The 25292-nt window shown below is 59.9% G+C and carries 21 protein-coding genes and 3 tRNA genes; 4 read left to right on the top strand and 20 right to left on the bottom strand.

Annotation, left to right across the window (positions count from 1 at the left end; all coding sequences use genetic code 11):
• Positions 1 to 4: 4 nt before the first annotated feature.
• Positions 5 to 946, bottom strand: coding sequence for a 1-phosphofructokinase (gene pfkB / locus AC0J41_RS02280; RefSeq protein ID WP_473014455.1), 942 nt, complete (start codon positions 944 to 946; stop codon positions 5 to 7).
• Complete coding sequence (gene ptsP / locus AC0J41_RS02275; protein ID WP_473014454.1) at positions 946 to 3807, bottom strand: phosphoenolpyruvate--protein phosphotransferase; 2862 nt, start codon at positions 3805 to 3807, stop codon at positions 946 to 948. The genes pfkB and ptsP overlap by 1 nt, the downstream gene beginning before the upstream one ends.
• Before the next feature lie 306 nt (positions 3808 to 4113).
• Here ptsP and cra point away from each other — a divergent pair, with 306 nt between their 5' ends.
• Together cra and AC0J41_RS02265 are read left to right on the top strand one after the other, a co-directional pair.
• Complete coding sequence (gene cra, locus AC0J41_RS02270) at positions 4114 to 5109, top strand: catabolite repressor/activator (RefSeq protein WP_025110441.1); 996 nt, start codon at positions 4114 to 4116, stop codon at positions 5107 to 5109.
• Positions 5110 to 5112: 3 nt separating this feature from the next.
• Complete coding sequence (locus AC0J41_RS02265; RefSeq protein WP_025110442.1) at positions 5113 to 5889, top strand: TatD family hydrolase; 777 nt, start codon at positions 5113 to 5115, stop codon at positions 5887 to 5889.
• Here AC0J41_RS02265 and AC0J41_RS02260 read toward each other — a convergent pair whose 3' ends face one another.
• From AC0J41_RS02260 to AC0J41_RS02240, 5 genes are all read right to left on the bottom strand, one after another.
• Positions 5890 to 6279: a hypothetical protein gene (locus AC0J41_RS02260; protein ID WP_025110443.1), complete on the bottom strand. Its 390-nt coding sequence runs from the start codon at positions 6277 to 6279 to the stop codon at positions 5890 to 5892.
• Between the two features lie 237 nt (positions 6280 to 6516).
• Complete coding sequence (locus AC0J41_RS02255; protein ID WP_473015965.1) at positions 6517 to 7221, bottom strand: methyl-accepting chemotaxis protein; 705 nt, start codon at positions 7219 to 7221, stop codon at positions 6517 to 6519.
• Positions 7222 to 8743: 1522 nt separating this feature from the next.
• Positions 8744 to 9583 (bottom strand): regulatory signaling modulator protein AmpE, encoded by an 840-nt coding sequence (gene ampE / locus AC0J41_RS02250; protein WP_473014453.1) that lies wholly within the window; start codon positions 9581 to 9583, stop codon positions 8744 to 8746.
• On the bottom strand, positions 9580 to 10140 hold the full coding sequence (gene ampD, locus AC0J41_RS02245; protein WP_473015964.1) for a 1,6-anhydro-N-acetylmuramyl-L-alanine amidase AmpD: 561 nt from the start codon (positions 10138 to 10140) through the stop codon (positions 9580 to 9582). The genes ampE and ampD overlap by 4 nt, the downstream gene beginning before the upstream one ends.
• Before the next feature lie 64 nt (positions 10141 to 10204).
• A complete protein-coding gene (locus AC0J41_RS02240; protein WP_473014452.1) occupies positions 10205 to 12391 on the bottom strand; it encodes a DUF1631 domain-containing protein in 2187 nt (728 codons plus the stop codon).
• Positions 12392 to 12815: 424 nt separating this feature from the next.
• Here AC0J41_RS02240 and nadC point away from each other — a divergent pair, with 424 nt between their 5' ends.
• Complete coding sequence (nadC, locus tag AC0J41_RS02235) at positions 12816 to 13664, top strand: carboxylating nicotinate-nucleotide diphosphorylase (RefSeq protein WP_025110448.1); 849 nt, start codon at positions 12816 to 12818, stop codon at positions 13662 to 13664.
• A gap of 51 nt (positions 13665 to 13715) precedes the next feature.
• Here nadC and AC0J41_RS02230 read toward each other — a convergent pair whose 3' ends face one another.
• Positions 13716 to 14015, bottom strand: coding sequence for a DUF6388 family protein (locus tag AC0J41_RS02230; RefSeq protein ID WP_473014451.1), 300 nt, complete (start codon positions 14013 to 14015; stop codon positions 13716 to 13718).
• Positions 14016 to 14291: 276 nt separating this feature from the next.
• On the opposite strand from AC0J41_RS02230, the gene AC0J41_RS02225 reads away from it, so the two are divergent.
• The gene (locus AC0J41_RS02225) at positions 14292 to 14786 is read left to right on the top strand and encodes a hypothetical protein (RefSeq protein ID WP_473014450.1); all 495 of its coding nucleotides are present in this window, start codon (positions 14292 to 14294) and stop codon (positions 14784 to 14786) included.
• A gap of 6 nt (positions 14787 to 14792) precedes the next feature.
• On the opposite strand, the gene AC0J41_RS02220 is transcribed toward AC0J41_RS02225, so the two are convergent.
• The 12 genes from AC0J41_RS02220 to tpiA form a co-directional block, all read right to left on the bottom strand.
• Positions 14793 to 14868 (bottom strand) — tRNA-Thr (locus AC0J41_RS02220).
• 129 nt (positions 14869 to 14997) lie between these two features.
• On the bottom strand, positions 14998 to 17103 hold the full coding sequence (gene pnp / locus AC0J41_RS02215) for a polyribonucleotide nucleotidyltransferase (RefSeq protein ID WP_025110451.1): 2106 nt from the start codon (positions 17101 to 17103) through the stop codon (positions 14998 to 15000).
• Positions 17104 to 17296: 193 nt separating this feature from the next.
• Positions 17297 to 17566, bottom strand: a complete 270-nt coding sequence (gene rpsO, locus AC0J41_RS02210) for a 30S ribosomal protein S15 (protein WP_003221553.1) — start codon at positions 17564 to 17566, stop codon at positions 17297 to 17299.
• Between the two features lie 141 nt (positions 17567 to 17707).
• Positions 17708 to 18625, bottom strand: a complete 918-nt coding sequence (truB, locus tag AC0J41_RS02205) for a tRNA pseudouridine(55) synthase TruB (protein ID WP_217864381.1) — start codon at positions 18623 to 18625, stop codon at positions 17708 to 17710.
• Positions 18626 to 18629: 4 nt separating this feature from the next.
• Positions 18630 to 19031 carry a 30S ribosome-binding factor RbfA gene (rbfA, locus tag AC0J41_RS02200; protein ID WP_007953741.1) on the bottom strand — a complete coding sequence of 134 codons (402 nt, stop codon included), beginning with the start codon at positions 19029 to 19031 and terminating at the stop codon, positions 18630 to 18632.
• A gap of 159 nt (positions 19032 to 19190) precedes the next feature.
• Complete coding sequence (infB, locus tag AC0J41_RS02195; RefSeq protein WP_473014449.1) at positions 19191 to 21710, bottom strand: translation initiation factor IF-2; 2520 nt, start codon at positions 21708 to 21710, stop codon at positions 19191 to 19193.
• Positions 21711 to 21737: 27 nt separating this feature from the next.
• Entirely contained in the window at positions 21738 to 23219 is a 1482-nt protein-coding gene (nusA, locus tag AC0J41_RS02190) for a transcription termination factor NusA (RefSeq protein WP_003221546.1), read from the bottom strand.
• Positions 23220 to 23266: 47 nt separating this feature from the next.
• Positions 23267 to 23725, bottom strand: coding sequence for a ribosome maturation factor RimP (gene rimP, locus AC0J41_RS02185; protein WP_007915250.1), 459 nt, complete (start codon positions 23723 to 23725; stop codon positions 23267 to 23269).
• Between the two features lie 138 nt (positions 23726 to 23863).
• Positions 23864 to 23940, bottom strand: a tRNA-Met gene (locus AC0J41_RS02180).
• A 97-nt stretch (positions 23941 to 24037) separates the two neighbouring features.
• Positions 24038 to 24123 (bottom strand) — tRNA-Leu (locus AC0J41_RS02175).
• 22 nt (positions 24124 to 24145) lie between these two features.
• Positions 24146 to 24532 (bottom strand): preprotein translocase subunit SecG, encoded by a 387-nt coding sequence (gene secG / locus AC0J41_RS02170; RefSeq protein ID WP_016986497.1) that lies wholly within the window; start codon positions 24530 to 24532, stop codon positions 24146 to 24148.
• Positions 24533 to 24536: 4 nt separating this feature from the next.
• Complete coding sequence (gene tpiA / locus AC0J41_RS02165) at positions 24537 to 25292, bottom strand: triose-phosphate isomerase (protein WP_008088336.1); 756 nt, start codon at positions 25290 to 25292, stop codon at positions 24537 to 24539.

Raw genomic sequence — 25292 nt, 5'->3', positions numbered from 1 at the left:
CCTCTTATTGTTCTGTCAGGGGACGCACGCGTACGCCCTGTTCGAGCTGCGCCAGTTGCGCGGCGTCGTTGATGCCGAAACCAATCTGCGTCACCGCCATCGCGGCAATCGCCGTGGCGCTGCGCAAGGTTTGCTCGGGCGTGTCGGCGCTGAGCAAACCGTGAAGCATGCCGGCCAGCAACGAGTCACCGGCACCCACCGTACTGGCAACCGTGACCTTGGGCGGCGTGGCATGCAGCGCCGAACCGACGCTGAACCAGTTCACACCGTCAGCGCCGTGGGAAATCACCACATGCTCGATACCCTTGGCATGCAGGCACGCCGCTGCCTGTGCTTCGGCGGCGTGCGAAACCACATCGCAATCGAGCGCATCGGCGAGTTCTTCGGTGTTCGGCTTGATCAGCCACGGGCGCGCTTCAATGGCTGCGCGCAAGGCTTCACCGCTGCTGTCGAGGGCGACTTTCATGCCGAGCCCGTTCAGCCGTTCGATCAGTTCGCGCAACCACTGCGCCGTGACGCCACGCGGCAAACTGCCGGCGACCACCACCGCGTCATGCCCCGGTGCAATCTGCACCAGACGCTCAAGCAACGCTTGCTGCGCCGCCGCGTTGACCACCGGCCCCGGGCCGTTGATGTCGGTGATGCGGCCGTCGCGCTCGGCGACTTTGATGTTGCTGCGCGTCTCCCCCGGCACACGGATGAACGCGTCGACAAAGCCGCGCCGGGCGAACAGGGTTTCGAACGCCTGCAGATTGTCTTCGCCGAGAAAGCCGCTGACCGTCAGTTGATGCCCGAGGTCAGCCAGCACCTGCGCAACGTTCACGCCCTTGCCGGCGGCATGGGTGTGCATCTCGTCGCTGCGGTTGACCTGACCGGCCTCCAGACGTGACAGCTCGACCGTGAGGTCCAGCGCCGGGTTGAGGGTCAGGGTGAGAATCTTGGCCATTACAGGGCCTCCACTAATGCACGCACTTCGTTCGCGCTGCCCACGGTGAGGGCTTGTTGAGCAAGGGTTTGCGCCTGGGTCAGGCTGAGTTCGCGGATGCGTGCCTTGACCTCGGCGATGCTGCGCCCGGACACACTCAGCTCATCGACGCCGAGGCCGATCAGCACCGGCACTGCCAGCGGGTCCGCCGCCAGTTCGCCGCACACGCCGACCCATTTGCCATGGGCATGCGCGGCGCGCACGGTGATGTCGATCAGTTGCAGCACCGCCGGGTGCAGGCCATCGGCCTGAGCCGAGAGCGTCGGGTGCCCCCGGTCGATGGCCAGGGTGTATTGGGTCAGGTCGTTGGTACCGACGCTGAAGAAGTCGACTTCCTTGGCCAGTACCGGCGCCAGCAACGCGGCGGAAGGCACTTCGATCATGATCCCCAGTTGCAGATCAGCGACCGGAATTTCCACACGCAGACGCTCGGTCATGTCGCGGGCCTGACGCCACTCTTCAACGCTGCCGACCATGGGAAACATGATGCGCAATGGACGGTTGTCCGCCGAACGCAGCAAGGCGCGCAGTTGCGCTTCCATGATCTGCGGACGCTGCAACGTGAGGCGAATGCCGCGCACACCGAGGAACGGGTTTTCTTCCTTGGCGATCGGCCAATACGGCAGCGGCTTGTCGCCGCCGACATCCAGCGTACGCACCACCAGCGGCCGCCCGGCGAGGCCGTCAAGGACGCGGCGGTATTCGGCTTCTTGAGTCGCTTCGTCCGGCGCCTGCGGGTGAGCCATGAAAATCAGTTCGGTGCGCAGCAGACCAATGCCTTCGGCGCCCTGCTCTACCGCAGCGGTGACACCGGCGCTTTCACCGATGTTGGCGAACACTTCCACGGCATGACCGTCTGTGGTGTGCGCCGGTTGATGACGTTGTTCGGCGGCAGCCTTGAGGCGTTGCTCGCGGGTGTCGCGCTCTTCAGCAGCGCGTTGCAGGGTTGCGGCATCGGCGTCGACGTGCAGGCGACCGCGCTGGCCGTCGAGCAGCAACGGCGTGCCCGACTTCAGCAGCAGCACCGCCGCGCCGGCGCCCACCAGCGCCGGAATCCCGAGGGCACGCGCGACGATTGCACTGTGCGCCGTGGCGCCACCACGAGCGGTAAGAATCCCCGCCACGCGCGTCGGATCGAGCCGTGCGACGTCCGATGGCCCGACTTCGTCCATCACCAGAATGTACGGTTGCTCCGGTTCGCTCGGCGTCTGCACACCACACAGCTGCGCCAGCACCCGGCGACCGATGTCCCGCAGGTCCGCCGCCCGTTCAGCGAGCAACGCGTCCTGCAGCGATTCCTGTTGTCTGGCCGCTGCCTCGATCACCGCCATCCACGCGGCTTCGGCGCTCTCGCCCTGCTTGAGGCGAGTGTCGACTTCGTCGGTGAGCTCCGGGTCGTCGAGCATTTCCTGATGGGTGATGAAAATCTCGCGGATGGCTTTGGCTTTACTGCGTTCGATCAAACCCTGAATGTCGCTGCGCACATCGCTCAGCGCTTGCTTGAGGCGCTCGCGTTCGATGGCGGCGGACTCGCCGCGCAACGGATAATCGAGGGTTTGCTGCACCTGAATATGCGCAGGCCCGATGGCAATGCCCGGCGCCGCGGGGATCGCCTGCAACTGAGCGCCAGACGCCGGTGCGATCAGCACTTGAGCGATATCGGCAATGACTTCGCGCGGCTGGCTCACCGCTGGCAACGGCTCGACTTCTTCACCGAGGCCTTCTTCGATAGCGGCCAGCAGGGCCGGCAAGGCGTCGGCGGCGATGCTCGGTTCGGCGATCAATTCCAGCACCTGGCCACGACGGGCTCCGAGGCTGAGCAGCTTGCTCAGGCTCTTCACCGACACGGCGCTGTCCTGGCCGTCGACGATGCGCAGGCGAATTTCGCCGTCAAAACTCTTCGCCAGTTGCGCGAGGATCTTCGCCGGGCGCGCGTGCAGACCGTGCGCGTTGGCCAGTGCAATACGGGCGCTCGGCCAGTCGGCCGGCAGTTCACCGCCGAGCACTTCGAGGACTTTGCGGCTGCTGGTGGCGCGGCCCAATTCATGGCCGCGACCTTCAATCAGCAACGCGCACAGACGTTCGAGCAGCGCCTGATGCGCTTCACCGAGACTGGCCAGGCAGAACAGACCGCTGAGCGGCTGGCCGAGGTAGCGCATCGGTTTGTCCGGGGTGACGAACGCCAGGCCTGGACGCTTCACGGTCTGCTCGCTGTGCAGCCACCACAGGCCATCGCCCAACGGCAACGCTTCGACTTGCTGCAACACAGCGGCAAAGCCGTTGCTCACACAATCGGCCTGACGCAACAGACGCGCGCCACGCCAGACCAGCTCTTCGAAATCGTCAGCCGACACACCGAGGCCAATCATCTGCGCATCGAGCGCCAACTCCTGCGGTGCGCCTTGCAGCAGTTTCAGCAGTGCCTCAGGGGAGCTGGCGCGACGCAGGGCCTGGCCCAGATCGGTCTCGCCGAGGGCGCGGGTCAGCAGTTGCAGCAGGCGCAGGTGTTCGTCGGATTTGGCCGCGATGCCGATCGCCAGATAAACGATCTGCCCATCCCCCCAATCCACGCCCTCGGGAAACTGCATCAGGCGCACGCCGGTGGCGAATACCTGATCACGGGTTTCCGGAGTGCCGTGGGGGATGGCAATACCTTGACCGAGAAAGGTCGAGCCCTGGGCTTCCCGGGCCTGCAAGCCGGCGAGGTAGCCATCGGCAACCAGACCATCGGCCACCAGATGATTGGCGAGCAATTGCAGGGCGGCGGGTTTATCCACAGCCGACTGGCCCATGGATATCTGCTCTATAGTGAGCTCGAGCATGCGATCTCCTTTTTGGCGCCTGATGACGCCAGGTATTGTTTTGAATTGTTTGCAGCTTAGGCGCTGTGGGCCATCCTTTTCAGGGGCAGTTTTGGCGGTTTCACGGCAGAACCGGCCAAAGGCGTCTAAAACGTAGAAAATACGCTTGCTGAAACGTTTAATCTAGATTGATCGGCACGTTACTCGATAATGTCTCATCCTTGAAGTCCAACTTGTCGGATGCGCTGCGACAATAGTCGTCTGCCCTAATCGGGTAGGATTGGCGAAAATGTCGGGGCTAGCTCGAAAAAACAAGGAAATACCGGGTTGAAACTCAGTGATATCGCGCGGTTGGCCGGAGTGTCCGTGACCACCGCCAGCTACGTCATCAACGGCAAGGCCGAACAGCAGCGCATCAGCAACGCCACGGTCGAGCGGGTGCGTGCAGTCGTCGAACAGCACGGCTTCACACCCAACCCGCAAGCGGCCGGACTGCGCAGTCGGCACACGCGCACGTTGGGCTTTATTCTGCCGGATCTGGAAAACCCCAGTTACGCGCGAATCGCCAAACTGCTGGAGCAAGGCGCACGTGCGCGCGGCTATCAGTTGCTGATCGCCAGCTCCGATGATGCCCCGGACAGCGAACGCCAGTTGCTGCAACTGTTCCGCGCCCGCCGTTGCGATGCGCTGATCGTTGCCAGTTGCCTGCCGGCCGGTGATGACAGCTACCGCCAGTTGCAGGCCAAGGGCTTGCCGATCATCGCCATCGACCGGGTCATGGAGCCTGAGCATTTCTGCTCGGTGATCAGCGATGACCGCGAAGCCAGCCTGCACCTGACCCAGAGCCTGCTCGACCCGCAGCCCAAGCAGATCGTGCTGCTGGGCGCGCGCCCGGAACTGAGCATCAGCCAGGAACGTGCAGCCGGGTTCAAACAGGCCCTCGTCGACTTCAAAGGCGAAGTGCTGGTCGAACACGCCGAGTCCTTCAGCCGTGAATGCGGCAAGCAGTTGATGGAAGAACTCCTGCAGCGTCTGGGGCATTTGCCGGACGCACTGGTGACCACCTCCTACGTGCTGCTGCAGGGTGTGTTCGATGCGCTGCATGATTTCCCGCTCAAATCCCGGCCGCTGCGTCTCGGCACCTTCGGTGACACGCAGTTGCTGGACTTCCTGCCGTTGCCGGTCAACGCCATGGCCCAGCAGCACCAGTTGATCGCCGACAAGGCGCTGGAACTGGCGCTGGCCGCCGTCGAGCAATCCGAATACAAGCCTGGCGTGCAGGCCATCGCCCGTACGTTCAAGCAGCGCATTCACCGGGACTGAGCCGTGGAGCTGATCGACAGCCACACCCACCTCGACTTCCCCGACTTCGACGCCGATCGCTCGGCGTTGCTCGTCGAAAGCCGCGCCCTGGGGGTGCGGCGGATGGTGGTGCTGGGGGTCTATGAGGGCAACTGGCAACGGGTGTGGGATCTGGTGCAGAGCGATGCCGAGCTGTACGCGGCATTCGGTCTGCACCCGGTTTACCTCGATCAGCATCGTGCGCAGGATCTGACCACGCTGGGCGACTGGCTGACCCGCCTGCGCGGCCATCGGCAGTTGTGTGCGGTGGGCGAGATCGGCCTGGATTACTTCATCGAAACCCTCGACCGCGAGCGCCAGCAGGCGCTGTTCGACGCGCAGCTGCAACTGGCGGCGGATTTCGATCTGCCAGCGCTGATCCACGTACGCCGCAGCCACGCCGCGGTGATCGCCACACTCAAGCGCTACAAACTCAAACGCGCCGGCATCATCCACGCCTTCGCCGGCAGCCGTGAAGAGGCACGGGAATACATCAGACTCGGTTTCAAACTGGGCTTGGGCGGTGCGCCGACCTGGCCACAAGCGCTGCGCATGCATCGGGTATTAGTGGATCTGCCGCTGGATTCGATCGTGCTGGAAACCGACTCGCCGGACATGGCTCCGGCGATGTTCCCTGGCCAGCGCAACAGCCCCGCTCACTTGCCGGCGATCTGCGCGGCACTGGCCGAGTTGATGAATATCAGTGCAGAGCAACTGGCGGCAGCCAGCACGGCCAACTGCGGCGAAGTGTTCGGCTGGTAATCAGTCGGCGTGGGCCTTGGCGGTGTCGAGGACCAAGGTCATGTGCTGGCGATGGTGAACAAAACGCAGCAGCGCGAAGTACACGAAAAGCACGATCAGCGAGGCATTCAGCTGTTCAGTCACGCTGAGCAATCCGATCCACTCCATGACCAGCGCCACCAGTAACGCGGTGCACACCGTTACCGACGCACTGAAGCGCAACAGTCCCAGCGAATCGAGGGACTTGAAGCGCTTGATCTGTTTCGGGCAGCGCAGCTCCAGGCTTTTCTGGCAGTGCGCGCAGGTGAACGGTTCATTGATTGCAATGGCATTGAGTTGCCACGGTTTGAGCAGTTGCGTGGTCTGGCAATGAGCACAACGGCCCTGGACTCCCAGGGTTGCAACGGACATGAGCGGCCTCCTCGACGCAATCATCGGAACTGGGATACTGGCTCATTAATGACGAAACGCCAGCCGCCGAAAGAAAACAGGATTTGGCTTACAAGCGTAAGTATCAAAGCATTACAAAATGTTCTGACATTACCGCCCTTGCAGGCGTGAGCCTGCTCGCAATAGCGGTGTATCGGCCGACAACGGTGCCTGCGACAGATCGCATTCGCGAGCAGGCTCGCTCCCACAGGAGGCAACTCAGACGCGGAAGGCGCTGATCAGTTGCTTGAGCTCCACCACCTGCGCCGACAGCGCCCGGCTGGCGTCCTCAGTCTGATGCGCGCCATGGGCCGTACGCTCGCCGGCGCGGTTGATCTCGACGATGTTCTGGTCGATATCGTGCGCCACAGCGGTCTGTTGCTCAACGGCAGCGGCGATCTGCTGGTTCTGATCGACGATCATGCCCACCGCACCCAGGATATTTTCCAGCGCCTGCTGAACCTTTTCCGACTGCCCGACCGTGCCGTTGGCCATCTGATGGCTGACGCCCATGGCCTTCACCGCAGCACCGACGCCACCATGCAGCTTGGCGATCATCAGCTCGATTTCTTCAGTCGATTGCTGGGTGCGCTTGGCCAGGGTACGCACCTCGTCCGCCACCACAGCGAACCCCCGGCCCTGCTCACCGGCGCGGGCCGCTTCGATGGCCGCATTGAGCGCCAGCAGGTTGGTTTGCTCGGCGATGCTCTTGATCACTTCCAATACACGGCTGATCGACTGGCTGTCACTGGCTAACTGGTTGATCACCAGCACTGACTGATCGATCTCGCTGGCGAGCGCGGCAATGCTGCCCTGCTGCGATTCCACCAGTGTGCGGCCACTGATGGTTTCGTCATTGACGCTGTGCGCGCTGCTCACCGCTGCCGCCGCGCTGCGCGCCACTTCCAGCGAGGTCGCCGACATCTGGTTCATCGCGGTGGCCACTTGCTCGATCTGCGTGCGCTGTCCGGCCACGGCCTGATTGCTTTGCGCGGAGACGTTCTCCACCTGCCCGGCCTGACGCTCGACTTCACCCACGGTGTGGCCGACCCGCTCGATCAGATCGTGGATCTTTCTCACGGTGCCGTTGAACACCTCGCCCAACTCGCCCAGTTCATCACGACTGTGGGCGACGAAATTGACCGTCATGTCACCGGCCGCGACCTTGTCCATCATGGCGCCCAGACGCTTGAGCGTGGTGCGGGTCGACGCGTAGAAACCACCGTAGAGATAGAAAATCAGCACGAATACCACCGACAACGCCACGGCCTGCAGGACCATGTGCGTGCGGTTCTGCGCCAGGCGCTGCTGCAGTTGAGTATCGAGAAACTTCAGGGTCGCGTCATTGAGCTGATAAGTCTTCTCCATCAGCCCGGTGACCTGGTCGTAGAACGCTTGCCATGGAGTATCGAGGGTTTCAGCCACCACGACTTTCTCTTCAAACAGTTCACTGGCCTGTTTGAGCGAAGCCTTGCTGCTGTCGGCCTGCGCACTGAGGCCTGCGCGCGCAGCTTTGCTGGAATCGAGGGCATCCTGCAGTTTCAGCGCGTATTCGGCCTGGAGCTTTTCGATCTGTGCCAGCAACTCGTCAAACCGGGTGCTCGACGAACTGTTGAGAAAGCCCTGGCCCAACGAATAGGAACCGATGGCCCGGCCTTCACCGAGAGTCTGGGTCACAGCGGGGGTAATGGTGGTGACCAGCTCGCTGAGCTGACGGATGTCGCCCTGATTGTCACGGCTCAGACCGGCTTGACTGGCGATGATCTGGCTGAAGATCTGCGCGTTGCCGAGCAGCTTGCCGATCATAGCGCTTTTGCTTTGCAGGGAGTTTTCCGCCTGCTGGGCCTTGAACGCGCTGATCATTTCATCGCGTTTGCCGTCAAAAACCTTGATCTGCTCGGGATCCTCGGTCGTCGCCTTCAGGCTTTGCAGACGTGAAAGGATGGTTTGTTCCAGGCTGTTGATCTGCGACTCGAGATCGTCGGCCTTGCCGGACTGGCCGAGGATGACGTTGATCTGCACCCGGTTATTGAGGGTTTCCAGATCCCGGCGCAGGGTCAGGCTGCTGCCCAACAGGTCGAGGCTCTGCAACTCGACCCGGGTGCCCTGGAATTCGCGATAGGAATCGCGCACCAGATAGAAATTGGTCACCAGCATTGGCACCAGGAACAGCACGCTGATCAGGCTGAACTTCATGCCGAAGCTCAGACGGTTCATCAGCGAGACGGCGGGATAGAGCAAGCTCTTCACTGGAAGTCTCCCTTGGCTTTTCTTGTTTTTATTGGCAGGCGCAGGACGACAGCAGATAGCCACTATCGGGCGCTGTCTCTGTATAGCTCAAATCGAGGGGAGGTTTTGTAACTTAAGGTTAACGGCTACGCGGCGCGGGCCATACACCTGCGCAGAGGGGGCAAGCCCCTCTGCACAATGCACTTCATTGAAGGAATCAGTGAACCAGCACTGTCCACAAGGCAAACCCGGCATACCACAAGACTGCCGCGCGCAGCAGCAGTTCCCACAGGCAATCGAGGGTGTTGATGCCTTCAGGCCCGACCACTGGCGGCGGGATCTCACCGGCGGCCAGCCCGACCTTGTTGATCAGTTGCGCAGCACTGATGTTCCAGTTCAGCAGCTCATGCAACATCACCCGGCTGACCGCAACGAAGTTGCCGACCAGAGCCAGACTGGCAGCGAGCAAGCGCACCGGCACCCAGTCGAAGGCGTGGCGCAGCTGCCCCGCTCTTTCCACCAGCGCCGGATTCTGGCCGTGCTCTTGTGCCAGCGCCAGCAAGCGATAAGCCAGCGCCGCCACCGGACCGAGCACGAAATACCAGAAAATCACCGCGAAGAAGCTCTGATAGGCCTCCCACAACAGATGACCCTGGACCCGATCCAGCAACTGCTCGCCGCTGTCGGCGCAGATATCCAGATCACGCTTGGCCACATGCGCGGCGGCTTGCAGGTCTTCGCGGCGCCAGGCATCACGAAACGGCCCAAGCCCACCCAGCAGATCACCCCGGCCCAGGGCGTAAATCACCACCAGCACGTGCACCGGCAAGGCCAGCAAACCGTAAGCAACCGGCTCCAGGACCAGCAGCAGCAAGGCGAGCAGCGCCACCGGCAGCAACACCAGAATGGTCAGCACCAGCCATGGCCGCTTGGCCAAACGCTCGCTGGTTTCGAGTTTGTGCAGTTCGCGGATCCATCCGCCATCGCGTTGAACCCGATGGCGCAGGGCCGAGAATTTCTCGATCCAGACCGCCAGCAGTAACACCAGAAAACTCATTGTCCTTCCTCTTGTGCCAGGGCTGCGCGGTAACGCGCCCAGTCGAATGCCGGGCCAGGATCGGTCTTGCGCCCGGGTGCGATGTCGCTGTGCCCGCAGATACGAGCGCCGGTGATAGCCGGAAATGCGCCTTGCAGCTGACGGGTCAGCGTGGTCAACGCTTGATACTGCGCATCGGTAAATGGCAGATCATCGGTGCCTTCGAGCTCAATGCCCACGGAAAAATCGTTACAGGTTTCGCGGCCTTCGAAAATCGACACGCCAGCATGCCACGCCCGTTCAAGACAGGAGACAAACTGGGTGACCTTGCCGTCACGTTCGATCAGAAAATGCGCGGAGACGCGCAAGTCGGCGATCCCTGCAAAGTACGGATGCTCGGTGACATCCAGACGGTTCTGGAAAAATTCCTGCACCTTGCCGGTGGCGAACTGCGCCGGCGGCAGGCTGATGTTGTGGATCACCAACAGGGAAATTTCGCCCGCAGGGCGTTCATTGAAGTTGGGCGATGGGCAGACCTGCACCCCGTGACACCACCCGCTAGCGGGATCCAACTGCATACCGATTCCTTCAACGCCGACTGTGTTGACGCCCAGTATGCCGTGATCGGCCCCCGGCGCGCGATCACTTGCCGCGATTGAGTCGCCGCAGATTGCCAAGCACCGACTCCAGCGCCCGGTCGAACAGCAAGGTGTCGTCCAGCGCCCGCACCGCGCCGCGGCGGAACTCCATGGCCAGGTCGACGCGGCTGCGCTCCAGCACTTTCATCCCGGTGCGGTCGACGAATACGTATTTGCCGGTGGTTTCAATGATGGCCGCCAGCTTGCAGCGCAGACTGTGCTCGTCGTCCTCCTGGAACGCGACCCAACTGCCCAGGCGCAATTGCTCAACCTGCCGCAGCCCTGCGTCATCATGGGCAAGGCCCGTCGGGTTCAGGCTGTTAGAACCTTCGTCAGCGATTCGCAAGGTAATACGCTGCGACACCTCAACTACCGCCGGTGCGTTGACCGGATCCTGATCGGCAGCGGGTTCGAGTACCTGCACATGCAGCGCTTCCAGTTCGCTGAAAAATTCGCTGGTGGCGAACGGATCGAACGCCGAACTGCTCAAGCCGTCACGCAGTGACTTGAGCAACCCTGGTACCAGCGCCAGCAAACGCAGGCCGGCGTCCGCCTCGTCATGGCGCTGAACGCTCCAGACCAATTGCTCCAGGGTCTGTACGTCCGCCTGCCATTCAGCGCAGTGGTCGCCATGCTTGAGGCATGTCAGCAGCAACACCTTGCTCCAGGCATCGCGCGCGAACGTCACCACCGCCGGCGGCAGGATTTTACCCAGCAGCACCTGATTCAACGCCTGTTCGACTCGCTGGCGCGCCAGTTCGGTTTTCGCCCGGCCCTCTTCGGCATCACGCAAACGCTGCTCAAGCAATTCACTGCGTCGACGCTCATCGCCGGTGAAGGCCAGGAAGTCGGCGAGCAATTCGGAGAAAATCGCCGGATCGTCGACAAAATCGCTCAGCAAGCGCTGCACCACTTGCTCGATGCGCAGGTACAGGCTGTCGCGCGCCTCACCGCTGCAGTCGCCCCAGCCCATGGCCGCATCGGCGATTTCATTGAGCAGGCGTCGCGCCGGATGGCTGCTGCGGCTGAAAAAGCTTTTGTCGAGCACCGCCACCTTGAGCATTGGAATCTGCAGACGGGCGATCAATGCCTTGAGCGAATCAGGCAGGTTGCGGTCCTCGAGGATGCAATCGAAGACCATCGCAATCAGATTTATCACGTCCTCGTCGGCGCCGTCGACGATGCGCGACTTGCCGCTCCTGACGCTGACCCGCGTCAGCAACTGCTCAAGCTGATTGCGCAGATCGAAGTCGTCCTGCGCCGTCAGCGCCGGGACATATTGCTGCAGGTGCGAAAGCAGGCGCAGCAGGTCGCGGGTGCTGATCGGTTGCGTCGCAACGCTCGGCTCCAGGGTCGGCGCGACGCTGCCACGCACATGCAAGAGCAGCTCCTGCAACGCGGCGAAGACTTCCTGCACACCTTCGTCGGCGGGCGCAGGCTCATCGCTTTCTTCGCTGCTGATACTGGCCGCAGCACGCTCGATAGCCCGCCGCGCCGGAGGCGGCTGCAGCTCGGGCAACACGCCGGTAGCGATCAGCAATTGATTGGCCTCGGCGTACAACTGCTCGGTGTCGGCCAGCACATAGCGCTCGAACAGCTTGAGCAGGATCAGCTTGACCTTGATCTCCACGCCCAGGTTACGTCCGGCCTGCAGAAAATACTCGCAGAGCATCATCGGGCCGAGCGGGTTGTGCTGATCGTCGATGTGTTTGCCGAGCAGCGCGTTAAGCCGCGCCGTCAGTTGATCGAGGGCAAAGCGGTCACGCTTGAGCACCCGGCCGACCATGGTCTCGACCGCCACGCTGCGCTCCATGTCGTCGGTACGCGGTGCCGATTCCTCGAACATCAGCGTATCGGGCAGTGCGGGCTGTCCGACGTCGTATTGAATGAGGCCGACAAAGGCTTCGAAGAATTGCTCGAGAAAACCGCGCTCGATGTTTTTACGCTTCAGGCGCAGGTCGCGCATGGCTTCGAAAAAGATGTTCTGTTCGACGTCGTTGCGCGCCCGGTCGGCCATCTCGAACAGGGTGTCGTCGGCGTTATCGAACAACTCCTGCAAACCATGACGCAGTTGCTGGGCAGCCTTGTCGCGGACCTGAAGCAGAATCACAGGCAGGCGGGCGAGCGGCGAGTGATTCGCCTGATCGGTAGCGGCCTTGTGCAAAGGCACTACATTCCCGTCTTTGTGCATCCAAGCCTCCTGAAACGGTGATCCCGCTGGTCGCAAACATCGAGTGCACCGACCACAACACACTTGCCGTGAACCAGCGCAAATCCCTGTAGGAGTGAGCCTGCTCGCGATAGCGGTGTGTCAGTCGCACCAATGTCGCTGCCAGAATTTCGCGAGCAGGCTCGCTCCTACAGGGGTGAATAGGGGAGCCAGATGAACGTCAAAGCTATGACGTCAAATGCAAGGCGGATTATCTTGTAAAACCTGCCTTGGGCGCCAGAGGCGTCAGGGTTTCCCCTATGCCTGCAACACCTTCCAGTGACCACAAATAACGCTGCATTGCTCACGGAAAATCGACCAGATGCAGTCACGCACGCGCGTTCTCGCCTTGGGTTGGCTCCTGCCATACCCCTATAATCGGCGCACTTAGTTTGTGGAGCCCGTTATGCCGAATCTACGTCTCGCCGATTTGACCGCCGAAATCGAAGCCAACGTGCGCCGTGCGTTGCTCGAAGACGTCGGCAGCGGCGACATCACCGCGCAACTGATCCCCGCCGAACGTCTGGCCAAAGCCACCATCATCACCCGCGATGACGCCGTCATCTGCGGTACGGCCTGGGTCGACACGGTTTTTCGTCAGCTCGATCCGCGTGTTGCGGTGCATTGGCAGGTGCGTGACGGTGAACGGGTCAAACCCAACCAGCCGCTGTTTCATCTGGAAGGTCCGGCCCGTTCGCTGCTGACCGGCGAGCGCAGTGCGCTGAACTTCCTGCAACTGCTGTCCGGCGTGGCAACGCGTGCGCAGTACCTGGCAGACTTCGTGGCGCAGACTCAGGTCAAGTTGCTGGATACCCGCAAGACCCTGCCGGGCCTGCGTCTGGCGCAGAAATACGCAGTGACCTGCGGCGGTTGCCACAACCACCGCATCGGCCTCTACGACGCGTTCCTGATCAAGGAAAACCACATTGCCGCCAGCGGTGGCATCGCGCAGGCCATCGCCGCCGCGCACAAGATCGCGCCGGGCAAACCGGTGGAAGTCGAAGTGGAAAGCCTGCAAGAGCTGAAGGAAGCGCTGGCTGCCGGTGCCGACATCATCATGCTCGATGAATTGAGCCTGGACGACATGCGCGAAGCCGTACGCCTGAACGGCGGCAAGGCCAAACTGGAGGCCAGCGGCGGGATCAACGAAAGCACGCTGTTGCCGATCGCCGAAACCGGGGTGGATTACATCTCGATTGGCGCGATGACCAAGGATGTGAAGGCGGTGGACCTGTCGATGCGCCTGAGCCTCTGAGGCCGTCACGCAATAAAAAACGCCAGCCCGGTTGAGGCTGGCGTTTTTGTTTCAGACCACCAGATTGTTCATCTCGCAGTACTCTTCCCACTCGACACCCAATACTTCGGCCGCCTCCTTGTGCAGTATCAGACGCTGCGCCTCGAACTCTTCAGGGGTGCTGGTGTACTTGAGCGTCAACTCCCATGGTTGCAGGCCCTGGGCTTCGGCTTCGTCTTCGAACGCCCACTGGATCTGGTCTTTCTGATCATCGGGACTGAGATCCTTGATCTCTTCCAGCAGTTGGGGCGCATCGAGCTTGTACTTTTCCAGCGCTTGTTCGTGGCGTTGTTCTTGAGTTAATTCGGTCATGGCGTTCTCGCTGATCGTAAGAATGGAAGATGGATCTGGATCATCAAGGATCTCTCTGACGCGGATTGTCCGGCCTTCGGAACCATTCGGGATCATCTGAAAACTGCTAAGCGATGCTCATGCAGGCATCGAATATAGGACGTTTGCATGACGAATTACACGGCTCTTTACATCTCTCGCACAAAAAGTTGACCTGCGGAACATAAATCAGGATTCCAAGTCATAGCGTTGTGCCACTTCGGCACCCACCCTCGCTGTTCACAAGGAAAACCAGTGATGCGCAGCTTTTCGAAGATTTGTTCCGTCGTGTCTGCCAGTACCTTGCTCGCCGCTCTGCTGCTACCGGCAAGCGCCATGGCGCTTGAACTGAGCTCCAGCAGTTCGTCCTATGGCGACAAGGTTTCGCTGATTCACAACGATTACGGCAAGGATGTGGTCATCAAAAGTGATATCAGCATCGATGAACTGCAAAAGATCCGCGATACCGTCCGCGACCAGTCACGCCAGATTGAAGACCTCAAACGCAGCAGCGGTTCGAATTCGAACTCCAGCAGCAAGGAAATCGACGACCTGAAGAACAAGGTCAAGGATCAGGACCGTCAACTGGATACTCTCGGACGCCAGGTCGAAGACCTCAAGCGCAACAGCGGCTCGAGTTCGAATTCCGCCAGCAGCGAAATTTCCAGCCTGAAGCAGAAAATCAACGATCAGGATCGCGCCATGGATCAGCTCAAACGTACCGTCGAGGACCTGAGCCGCAAGGTGAAATAAGGGATATGGTGCCCGAGACAGGAATCGAACCTGCGACCTTCGCGTTACGAGTGCGCTGCTCTACCGGCTGAGCTACACGGGCGGTGGGCTAAACCTAGCACCGGTCTCGCCGTCCGGCAACTTCGCAGAATGTCTCGATATTTGCGAGACAAAAAAATGCCCCGCCGTTTTCACGGTGGGGCATTTTCATTGCGCTAAAGCTCTGGGGTGATTAAACGCCCGAAGCCTTGGCCGCTGCCACGTCTTTGATGGACAGCTTGATACGGCCGCGGTTGTCCACGTCCAGTACCAGCACTTCCACTTCCTGGCCTTCTTTCAGGATGTCGGTCACTTTCTCTACGCGAGCGTCGCTCAGCATCGAGATGTGCACCAGACCATCCTTGCCTGGCAGGATGTTGACGAATGCGCCGAAGTCGACGATGCGTTCAACCTTGCCGACGTAGATCTTGCCGATTTCAGCTTCTGCAGTGATGCTCAGAACGCGCTGACGAGCAGCTTCTGCAGCTTCCTTGGTTTCGCCGAAGATCTTGATCGAGCCGTCATCTTCGATGTCGATCGAAGCCTTGGTTTCTTCGCAGATCGCACGGATGGTCGCGCCACCTTTACCGATAACGTCACGGATTTTGTCGGTGTCGATTTTCATCGCGATCATGGTCGGAGCGTTGGCCGACAGTTCGGTACGCGACTGGCCGATGATCTGGTTCATCTGACCGAGGATGTTCAGGCGCGCTTCCAGGGCTTGGCCCAGAGCGATTTCCATGATCTCTTCGGTGATGCCCTTGATCTTGATGTCCATCTGCAGCGCAGTAACGCCTTTGGCGGTACCGGCTACTTTGAAGTCCATGTCGCCCAGGTGGTCTTCGTCACCGAGGATGTCGGTCAGAACAGCGAATTTCTCGCCTTCTTTAACCAGACCCATGGCGATACCGGCAACCGGCGCCTTCATTGGAACACCAGCGTCCATCAGGGCCAGGGAAGCGCCGCAAACGGAAGCCATCGAGCTCGAACCGTTGGATTCGGTGATTTCCGAAACCACACGGATGGTGTACGGGAACACGTCAGCGGCTGGCAGCATGGCCGAAACCGAACGACGGGCCAGACGGCCGTGACCGATTTCACGACGACCAGCACCACCCATGCGACCACACTCGCCCACCGAGAACGGAGGGAAGTTGTAGTGCAGCATGAACGGGTCTTTTTTCTCGCCTTCCAGGGTGTCCAGCAGCTGTGCGTCACGGGCGGTGCCCAGTGTTGCAACTACCAGAGCCTGGGTCTCGCCACGGGTGAACAGAGCCGAACCGTGGGTTTTCGGCAGAACGCCCACTTCGATGTTCAGCGGACGTACGGTGCGGGTGTCGCGGCCGTCGATACGCGGCTTGCCGTTGACGATGTTTTCGCGAACGGTGCGGTATTCGATTTCGCCGAAAGCCGCTTTGACTTCGCTGGACGAAGGCTGGCCTTCTTCACCGGACAGTTTGGCAACAACCTGATCCTTCAGCTCACCCAGGCGAGCATAACGATCGGCCTTGATGGTGATGGTGTAAGCCTGGGAGATCGCGTCGCCGAACTCGGCACGGATCGCGCCCAGCAGTTCGGTGGCTTCTGGAGCAGGAGCCCAGGTCCAGGTTGGCTTGGCAGCTTCAGCGGCCAGTTCTTTAACCGCGTTGATCACAACCTGGAACTCGTCGTGAGCGAACAGTACCGCGCCCAGCATCTGGTCTTCGGTCAGCTCTTTGGCTTCCGATTCAACCATCAGTACGGCGTCCGAAGTACCGGCAACGACCATGTCCAGGCTCGAAGCTGCCTGCTGCTCGTAAGTCGGGTTCAGCAGGTAGCCGGTGCTTTCGTGGAAAGCAACACGAGCGGCGCCGATCGGGCCGTCGAACGGAATGCCCGAGATGGCCAGGGCAGCCGAGGTACCGATCATCGCAGCGATGTCCGGATCGGTCTTCTTGCTGGTGGAAACGACGGTGCAGACAACCTGCACTTCGTTCATGAAGCCTTCTGGGAACAGCGGACGGATCGGACGGTCGATCAGTCGGGAAGTCAGGGTTTCTTTCTCGGAAGGACGGCCTTCACGCTTGAAGAAACCGCCAGGGATCTTACCGGCAGCGTAAGTTTTTTCCTGGTAGTGAACGGACAGAGGGAAGAAGCCCTTGCCTGGATCGGCTTGCTTGGCACCGACTACGGTCACCAATACGCTGACGTCGTCGTCAACGGTGACCAATACTGCGCCGGAGGCCTGACGGGCGATACGGCCAGTCTCGAGGGTAACGGTCGACTGACCGAACTGGAATTTTTTGATTACCGGGTTCACGGTGTCCTACCTTCTTTGTGGCTCTTGGGGGAACTGGTTTCTTGCGAAATTCTTGGGCAATGTCGGGAATCGGCCCGTTGACTGTCCGGGTAAAACGGTAGTGCAGATAAAACTTGAGGCTGGGAGCCTGCCAGCCACCAGCGGAAAACCGCTGATGCCTGACAGACAACCAACCTCATAGCGCAATCGCTGATTAGCGACGCAGACCCAGGCGGCCGATCAGAGCGCTGTAACGGCTCAGATCCTTGCCTTTCAGGTAGTCCAGCAGCTTGCGACGCTGGTTTACCATGCGGATCAGACCACGACGGGAGTGGTGGTCTTTACCGTTGGCCTTGAAGTGACCTTGCAGTTTGTTGATGTTGGCGGTCAGCAGTGCAACTTGCACTTCTGGCGAACCAGTATCACCAACAGCTTGCTGGTAGTCGGCAACGATTTGAGCTTTTTCTTGAACGTCGAGAGCCATGAGGCAATCCTTTTATCAGGAAACTGTTTCAAAAACAGTTTCAACAGGCCAGGGACAAATCCCTGTATCTATAAATGAGTCGTGACCGTGCCTGTTAACAGCCACACTCGCCGGCCCGCTGTTACACGGACCGGTTTCCGGTCATTCTGACCGAATCAGTCGACGTGGCGCGATGCGCCCGTCTTCGCTCACTTCACCGATACCGATGAAGCGACCGTTGTGATCCTGTACCCGTACCATGCCAAACTTCGGAGCATCCGGGGCACGTACCGGCTGGCCGTTGAGCCAGTAGAACGCGCTCGCTTCGGAGAAGTGCAGCAGCGGCCAATCCTGCAGGCCACTGTCCGATGGCATCAGGAAGCGGTCGACCGCTTCGTTGCCGCCTTCGGCATGTACCGCTTCCAGCTCTTCGAGGGTAACGGTCTGCGCCAGGGTAAAAGGCCCGGCCTGGGTACGACGCAGTTCTGCGACGTACGCACCACAACCGAGTTGCCCACCGATATCCTCCACCAGGGTGCGAATATAGGTGCCCTTGCTGCAATCCACCGCAAGACGCGCAGTATCGCCTTCGAAGGCCAGCAATTCCAAGCGCGCAATAGTAACAGAACGCGGTTCGCGCTCCACTACTTCGCCTGCACGGGCCAGCTTGTACAGCGGTTGCCCGTCACGCTTGAGTGCCGAGTACATCGGCGGTATCTGACTGATTTGCCCACGAAATTTCGGCAGAACCGCTTCGACATCGGCGCGACCAACGGTCACCGGGCGCTCCTGCAAAACCTCACCTTCGGCGTCTGCCGTGGTAGTGGTCTTGCCCAGCTGCGCCAGGGTTTCATAACCCTTGTCGGAATCGAGCAGGTATTGCGAGAACTTGGTTGCCTCGCCAAAGCACAGCGGCAATACACCGGTGGCCAACGGATCGAGACTGCCAGTGTGACCGGCCTTCTCGGCGTTGAGCAACCAGCGAACCTTCTGCAACGCGGCGTTGGAGGTGAACCCCAGCGGCTTGTCGAGCAGGATGATACCGCTGACGTTACGACGGATACGTTTGACCTGAGCCACCGAATTACTCCTTGGTGTCTTCAGGTTCAGCGGCGGCCACGTGCTGATTATCCTCAGCCACGGCGCGCTCGATCAGCGCCGACAGGTGCGCACCACGCACGACGCTTTCGTCGTAGTGGAAGTGCAATTGCGGCACGCTGCGCAGCTTCATTTCACGGGCCAGTTGCATCCGCAGGAAGCCTGCGGCAGCGTTGAGCACCTTGATGCTTTGCGCGATATCTTCGGCGTTGTCCTGCCCCATCACGGTGATGAAGATCTTCGCGTGACCGACGTCACGACTGACTTCCACAGCGGTAATGGTGACCAGGCCAACACGTGGATCTTTGACTTCGCGACGGATCAGCTGGGCCAGCTCACGCTGCATCTGATCGCCGATACGTTGGGTACGGCTGTATTCTTTTGCCATGACTTGTTACCTGTTACTGCCCCACGGTGAAACCCGCAAGGTCTGAAAGCGGCAAACGCCCGGCCTGACAAATGCCAGACCGGGCGTTGCGTTTAGAGTCCGGGTGATGCGCCACACAGTTGAGTGCGGCCGGCCATCACGGCTCCTGAAGTGCGCGAGTTAGAGGCTGCGAGCAACCTGAACCTTCTCGAAGACTTCGATCTTGTCGCCGACTTTGACGTCGTTGTAGCTCTTCACGCCGATACCGCATTCCATGCCGGCACGTACTTCGGAAGCGTCATCCTTGAAGCGGCGCAGGGATTCCAGCTCGCCTTCGAAGATAACGATGTCTTCACGCAGTACACGGATCGGACGGTTACGGTGCACAACACCTTCGATCACCATGCAACCGGCGATCGCGCCAAACTTCGGCGAACGGAACACGTCACGCACTTCGGCCACACCCAGGATGTTCTCGCGAACATCGCTGCCGAGCATGCCGGTCAGGGCTTTCTTGACGTCTTCGATGATGTCGTAGATCACGTTGTAGTAACGCATGTCCAGACCTTCCTGCTCGACGATCTTCCGTGCGCCAGCATCGGCACGCACGTTGAAGCCGAACAGTACAGCGTTGGAAGCCAATGCCAGGTTGGCGTCGGATTCGGTGATACCACCGACACCGCCACCGACCACGCGCACTTGCACTTCGTCGTTGCCCAGGCCGTTCAGAGCGCCCTGCAAAGCTTCCAGCGAACCACGGACGTCGGACTTGAGGACGATGTTGAGCGTCTTCTTCTCTTCCTGGCCCATGTTTTCGAAGATGTTTTCCAGCTTGCCGGCGTGAGCGCGAGCCAGTTTGACTTCGCGGAACTTGCCTTGACGGAACAGAGCCACTTCACGGGCTTTCTTCTCGTCGGCAACCACGCTCATCTCGTCGCCAGCGTCCGGAGTACCGTCAAGACCCAGGATCTCGACCGGAATGGCCGGACCTGCTTCCTTGATCGGCTTGCCGTTCTCGTCGAGCATGGCGCGCACGCGGCCATAGTTCGAGCCGACCAGCACCATGTCGCCTTGACGCAGCGTACCGTCCTGAACCAGCACGGTGGCTACCGGGCCACGGCCCTTGTCCAGACGCGATTCGACAACAACACCACGGCCAGGAGCCGATGGAGTGGCGGTCAGTTCGAGCACTTCGGCCTGCAGCAGAACGGCTTCGAGCAGTTCGTCTACGCCGGTACCCATTTTCGCCGAAACCGGTACGAATGGAGTGTCGCCACCCCACTCTTCGGAAGTCACGCCGTGAACCGACAGTTCGCTGCGGATGCGATCGAGGTCGGCACCCGGCTTGTCGATCTTGTTCACCGCAACCACCAGAGGAACGCCAGCCGCCTGAGCGTGCTGAACGGCTTCGATGGTTTGTGGCATCACGCCGTCGTCCGCCGCAACCACGAGGATCACGATGTCGGTCGCCTTGGCACCACGAGCACGCATTGCGGTAAACGCGGCGTGACCCGGGGTGTCAAGGAAGGTGACCATGCCGCGTTCGGTTTCAACGTGGTACGCACCGATGTGCTGGGTGATACCGCCGGCTTCGCCAGCAGCTACCTTGGCACGACGGATGTAGTCGAGCAGCGAGGTCTTACCGTGGTCAACGTGGCCCATTACGGTCACGACCGGCGCACGAGGAACCGCTTCACCTTCGAACTTCAGGGACTCGGCCAGGGAATCTTCCAGGGCGGTGTCGCTGATCAGGGTCACTTTGTGGCCCAGTTCTTCAGCAACCAGTTGGGCAGTTTCCTGATCCAGTACCTGGTTGATGGTGGCCGGGGTACCCAGCTTGAACATGAACTTGATGATTTCGGCAGCCTTGACCGACATCTGTTGAGCGAGATCGCCAACAGTGATGGTTTCGCCGATCTTCACTTCACGCACGACAGGGCCGGTTGGGCTCTGGAAACCGTGAGCGTTGCGTTTCTTCAGCTTGGCCTTGCCGCGACCACCACGACGGAAGCCATCGCTCTCTTCGTCGGTAGTGCGTGGCGCCACACGTGGAGCCGGCGCTTTTTCTTTGACCGACGCACGATGCGGAGCGTTTTTGCGCTCGCCATCACCACTACCGCGACGATTGTTATCGTCAGCACGTGGCTTGTCCGGACGACGCTGTTCGTCGCGCTTGCGAGTGTCCGCAGCTGGCGCAGCAGCAACAACCGGCGCAGCTTCGCGCACAGGTTCGGCCACTGGAGCAGGTGCTGCAACAGCTTCGGCAGGAGCATTCGACGCAGCAGCAGGCTGGCGACGCGCTTCTTCTTCAGCGCGCTGCTTGGCTTCTTCTTCAGCCTTCTGACGGGCAGCATTTTCTACTGCGCGACGCTCTTCCAGTTCACGCTGGCGCTCGGCTTCGATTTCTTCCGGGCTACGCTGTACGAAAACTTTCTTCTTGCGAACTTCTACGCTGATGCTCTTGCTACCAGCTACACGCAGGGTGCTGGTGGTTTTACGCTGCAGCGTGATCTTGCGTGGTTCTTCCACTTTCGCCTTGTGGCTGCTTTTCAAGTGAGTCAGCAGGGATTGCTTCTCACTGTCAGTCACATGTTCTTCGGCGGCGGTGTGCGGCAGACCTGCCTCACGCATCTGCTGCAACAGGCGCTCTACCGGTGTTTTGACCTCATCGGCCAGTTGTTTCACCGTGACTTGCGTCATGCACTTCTCTCCTCAGGCCGCGCCTAATTACTCGAACCAGTGGGCTCGGGCGGCCATGATCAACTTGCCGGCACGATCATCGTCAATGCCGTCGATGTCGAGCAGGTCGTCAATAGACTGCTCGGCCAGGTCTTCGCGGGTAATTACGCCGCGCACCGCCAGTTCCATCGCCAAATCCTTGTCCATACCCTCAAGCGAGAGCAGGTCTTCGGCCGGATGGGCGTCTGCCAGCTTTTCCTCAGTAGCGATGGCTTTGGTCAACAAGCGATCCTTGGCACGAGCGCGAAGCTCGTTGACGATGTCTTCGTCAAAGCCGTCGATGTTGAGCATTTCTTCCAACGGTACGTAGGCAATCTCTTCCAGGCTGGTGAAGCCTTCATCAACCAGCACCTGAGCCAGCTCTTCGTCGACTTCCAGCTCGTCGATGAAGTTGCGCAGGATGTCGCCGGTTTCTGCTTGTTGCTTAGCCTGGATGTCCGATTCGGTCATCACGTTCAGGGTCCAGCCAGTCAACTGGCTTGCCAGACGCACGTTCTGACCACCACGACCGATGGCCTGAGCCAGATTGTCTGCGCCAACGGCGATGTCCATTGCATGGGCATCTTCGTCAACGATAATTGCCGCAACCTCGGCCGGGGACATGGCGTTGATCACGAACTGAGCCGGGTTGTCGTCCCACAGGACGATATCAACGCGCTCACCGCCCAACTCACCCGACACGGCCTGGACGCGCGAACCGCGCATACCGATGCACGCGCCCTGCGGGTCGATGCGTTTGTCCTTGGAGCGGACAGCGATCTTGGCACGCGAACCCGGATCACGGGACGCTGCCATGACTTCGATCAGGCCTTCAGCGATTTCCGGCACTTCGATACGGAACAGCTCGATCAGCATTTCCGGCGCAGTACGCGACAGAATCAGCTGCGGGCCGCGGTTCTCGGTGCGGATTTCCTTGAGCAATGCACGCAGACGTACACCGACACGGAAGGTTTCGCGAGAAATGATGTCTTCACGGGCCAGCAACGCCTCGGCGTTGTTACCCAGATCGACGATCACGTTGTCGCGGGTCACTTTTTTCACGGTGCCGGAGATGATCTCTCCCAGGCGCTCGCGATAAGCGTCGACCACTTGAGCGCGCTCGGCTTCACGCACTTTCTGCACGATGACTTGCTTGGCAGTCTGTGCGGCAATGCGGCCGAACTCGATGGATTCGATTTTTTCTTCGACGACGTCGCCAACCTTGGCGCCAGGATGCGTTTCGGCAACCTTGCTCGGCCAGGTTTCGATGGCCGGATCGTCAAGATCATTCTCTTCGACGACCGTCCAGCGACGGAAAGTTTCGTAGGAACCGGTGTGGCGGTTAATTTCCACACGCAGGTCAACTTCGTCTTCAAAACGCTTTTTGGTAGCAGTGGCCAGGGCCAGCTCCAGCGCTTCAAAAATTACGCTTGCCGGTACGCCCTTTTCATTGGATACCGACTCAACAACCAGCAGTACTTCTTTGCTCATCGTACGCCTCGCCTTTCGCAAGCCATTGGATCCGCGGGATCCGCGTCTCAGTCAAAACTGGGAATAATGTTGGCCTTGTCGATCATGTCGATCGGCAACAGGAATTCATGGTCATCTACCTGCACCACGACGTCCTGCTCTTCTACACCGCGCAGAAGGCCCTGAAAGTTGCGTCGCCCTTCAAAAGGCGAGCGCAGCTTGATCTTTACTTGTTCACCGGCAAATTTTGCAAACTGCTCAAGAGTGAACAGCGGGCGTTCCATGCCAGGCGAGGAAACTTCAAGGGTGTATTCAACGGAGATCGGATCTTCAACATCCAGCACACCGCTGATCTGACGGCTGACGATGGCGCAATCATCCACCAGCACGCCGCCTTCTTTATCGATATAAACGCGCAACATTGAGTGGCGACCTTGAGCCGAAAACTCAATACCCCAGCATTCATAGCCTAGGGCCACGACCACCGGGGCCAACAAGGCCTGCAACTCTTCTAGCTTGCTCGACACCTGAACCCCCTCGTGCATGTATGTGCATGCTATGCAAAATAAAAAAATGGGCGAAACGCCCATCCTTGAAACGCCGTCGAACAGCGGCGTAGAAAGTGTCCAGCTAACAAAAAGCCCCTTAAAAGGGGCTCCTTAAACTGGTTGCGGGGGCCGGATTTGAACCGACGACCTTCGGGTTATGAGCCCGACGAGCTACCAGACTGCTCCACCCCGCGACAAAGCTGGGGCGGAAGTATACGACCGATCCCTTATAGGGTCAATGTAACCTTCCACCTGCAAGAAAGCCCGCAACAGCGGGCTCTCCTGACTAATTGGTACCGAGAAGGGGACTCGAACCCCTACACCCTATGGGCACAACCACCTCAAGGTTGCGTGTCTACCAATTCCACCACCTCGGCAAAACTACGTTTGAAACCCTTCTTACTTCTGCTCTTGAGCTGGAGGTACGTCAGTCGCTGGAGTAGCCGACTTTTGCTCTTGAAGCACCGGGACATCATCAGAAGCCGGTTGTTGTTGCTTAGGCACTTCCAACACTGCCGGGTTTGGCAAACCTGCCTGAGTCAGCTGATGAGCCTTCTCTTTAGCAAAGTAACCTAACCCCAAGCTGGTTATGAAGAAACCGGCGGCAAGTATAGCAGTAAACTTACTAAGAAAGGTAGAGGAACCTTGGCTTCCGAACACAGTATTTGAAGCACCTGCTCCGAAAGACGCGCCAGCATCCGCACCTTTACCCTGCTGCAGCAAAACCAGAGCAACTACGCCCAATGCACCCAGCAGATGAAAAACGACTACGACTGTTTCCAGCATTTTTTCAGTTTCCCGCGGCGCGACAAATCGCACCGAACTCATCTGCATTCAGGGAAGCTCCACCAATGAGCCCCCCATCGATATCCGGCATGCCGAACAGTTCGACCGCATTGGCCGCCTTCACGCTGCCGCCGTATAGAAGCCGCACACCTCGTGCGACTTCAGAATTCTCTGCCGCCAACTGCTCGCGAATGGCTTTGTGCACATCCTGCGCCTGTTGCGGCGTTGCAGTCAGTCCGGTACCAATGGCCCAGACCGGCTCGTAAGCAATGACTGCCTTGGCAAAGGCACCAACACCCAGCTCCTCGATGATGCTGCCCAGCTGACGCCCGACAACCTCAAGAGTTTTCCCGGCTTCGCGCTGCTCGAGGGTTTCCCCTACACACAACACCGGAATCAAGCCACATGCCTGTGCCGCTGCGAACTTGCGATTCAGCATCCCGTCTCGCTCGCCCATTATCTGGCGGCGTTCGGAGTGCCCGACAAGCACCAGGGAACAACCCGCATCCACCAACTGACTCGGCGCAATCTCACCGGTCAATGCACCTTGCATGGATTCCACCGCAGAGTTCTGCGCGCCGACCGAAATCGACTTGCCTTTCAAGCCATCAATCACTTGATTGATATGCAAGCAAGGCGGGAATACCGCGACATCAACACCGCTTGGCAAGGCCAGATGACGAAGACCGTTGATCAGCTCAGCGACGCTGGCGCGGGTACCGTGCATCTTCCAGTTACCAGCTACCATAGGGCGACGCAT

The organism is Pseudomonas sp. Arb-4-2C (genome assembly GCF_055755015.1).
This window is presented reverse-complemented; position numbering and strand designations above follow the sequence as displayed.

Bases quoted from the DNA above. Each gene is read 5' to 3' on its own strand.
- pfkB (WP_473014455.1), bottom strand. From the start codon at position 946: ATGGCCAAGATTCTCACCCTGACCCTCAACCCGGCGCTGGACCTCACG.
- ptsP (WP_473014454.1), bottom strand. From the start codon at position 3,807: ATGCTCGAGCTCACTATAGAGCAGATATCCATGGGCCAGTCGGCTGTG.
- AC0J41_RS02260 (WP_025110443.1), bottom strand. From the start codon at position 6,279: ATGTCCGTTGCAACCCTGGGAGTCCAGGGCCGTTGTGCTCATTGCCAG.
- AC0J41_RS02255 (WP_473015965.1), bottom strand. From the start codon at position 7,221: ATGTCGGCGACCTCGCTGGAAGTGGCGCGCAGCGCGGCGGCAGCGGTG.
- ampE (WP_473014453.1), bottom strand. From the start codon at position 9,583: ATGAGTTTTCTGGTGTTACTGCTGGCGGTCTGGATCGAGAAATTCTCG.
- ampD (WP_473015964.1), bottom strand. From the start codon at position 10,140: ATGCAGTTGGATCCCGCTAGCGGGTGGTGTCACGGGGTGCAGGTCTGC.
- AC0J41_RS02240 (WP_473014452.1), bottom strand. From the start codon at position 12,391: ATGCACAAAGACGGGAATGTAGTGCCTTTGCACAAGGCCGCTACCGAT.
- nadC (WP_025110448.1), top strand. From the start codon at position 12,816: ATGCCGAATCTACGTCTCGCCGATTTGACCGCCGAAATCGAAGCCAAC.
- AC0J41_RS02230 (WP_473014451.1), bottom strand. From the start codon at position 14,015: ATGACCGAATTAACTCAAGAACAACGCCACGAACAAGCGCTGGAAAAG.
- AC0J41_RS02225 (WP_473014450.1), top strand. From the start codon at position 14,292: ATGCGCAGCTTTTCGAAGATTTGTTCCGTCGTGTCTGCCAGTACCTTG.
- rpsO (WP_003221553.1), bottom strand. From the start codon at position 17,566: ATGGCTCTCGACGTTCAAGAAAAAGCTCAAATCGTTGCCGACTACCAG.
- rbfA (WP_007953741.1), bottom strand. From the start codon at position 19,031: ATGGCAAAAGAATACAGCCGTACCCAACGTATCGGCGATCAGATGCAG.
- infB (WP_473014449.1), bottom strand. From the start codon at position 21,710: ATGACGCAAGTCACGGTGAAACAACTGGCCGATGAGGTCAAAACACCG.
- nusA (WP_003221546.1), bottom strand. From the start codon at position 23,219: ATGAGCAAAGAAGTACTGCTGGTTGTTGAGTCGGTATCCAATGAAAAG.
- secG (WP_016986497.1), bottom strand. From the start codon at position 24,532: ATGCTGGAAACAGTCGTAGTCGTTTTTCATCTGCTGGGTGCATTGGGC.
- tpiA (WP_008088336.1), bottom strand. From the start codon at position 25,292: ATGCGTCGCCCTATGGTAGCTGGTAACTGGAAGATGCACGGTACCCGC.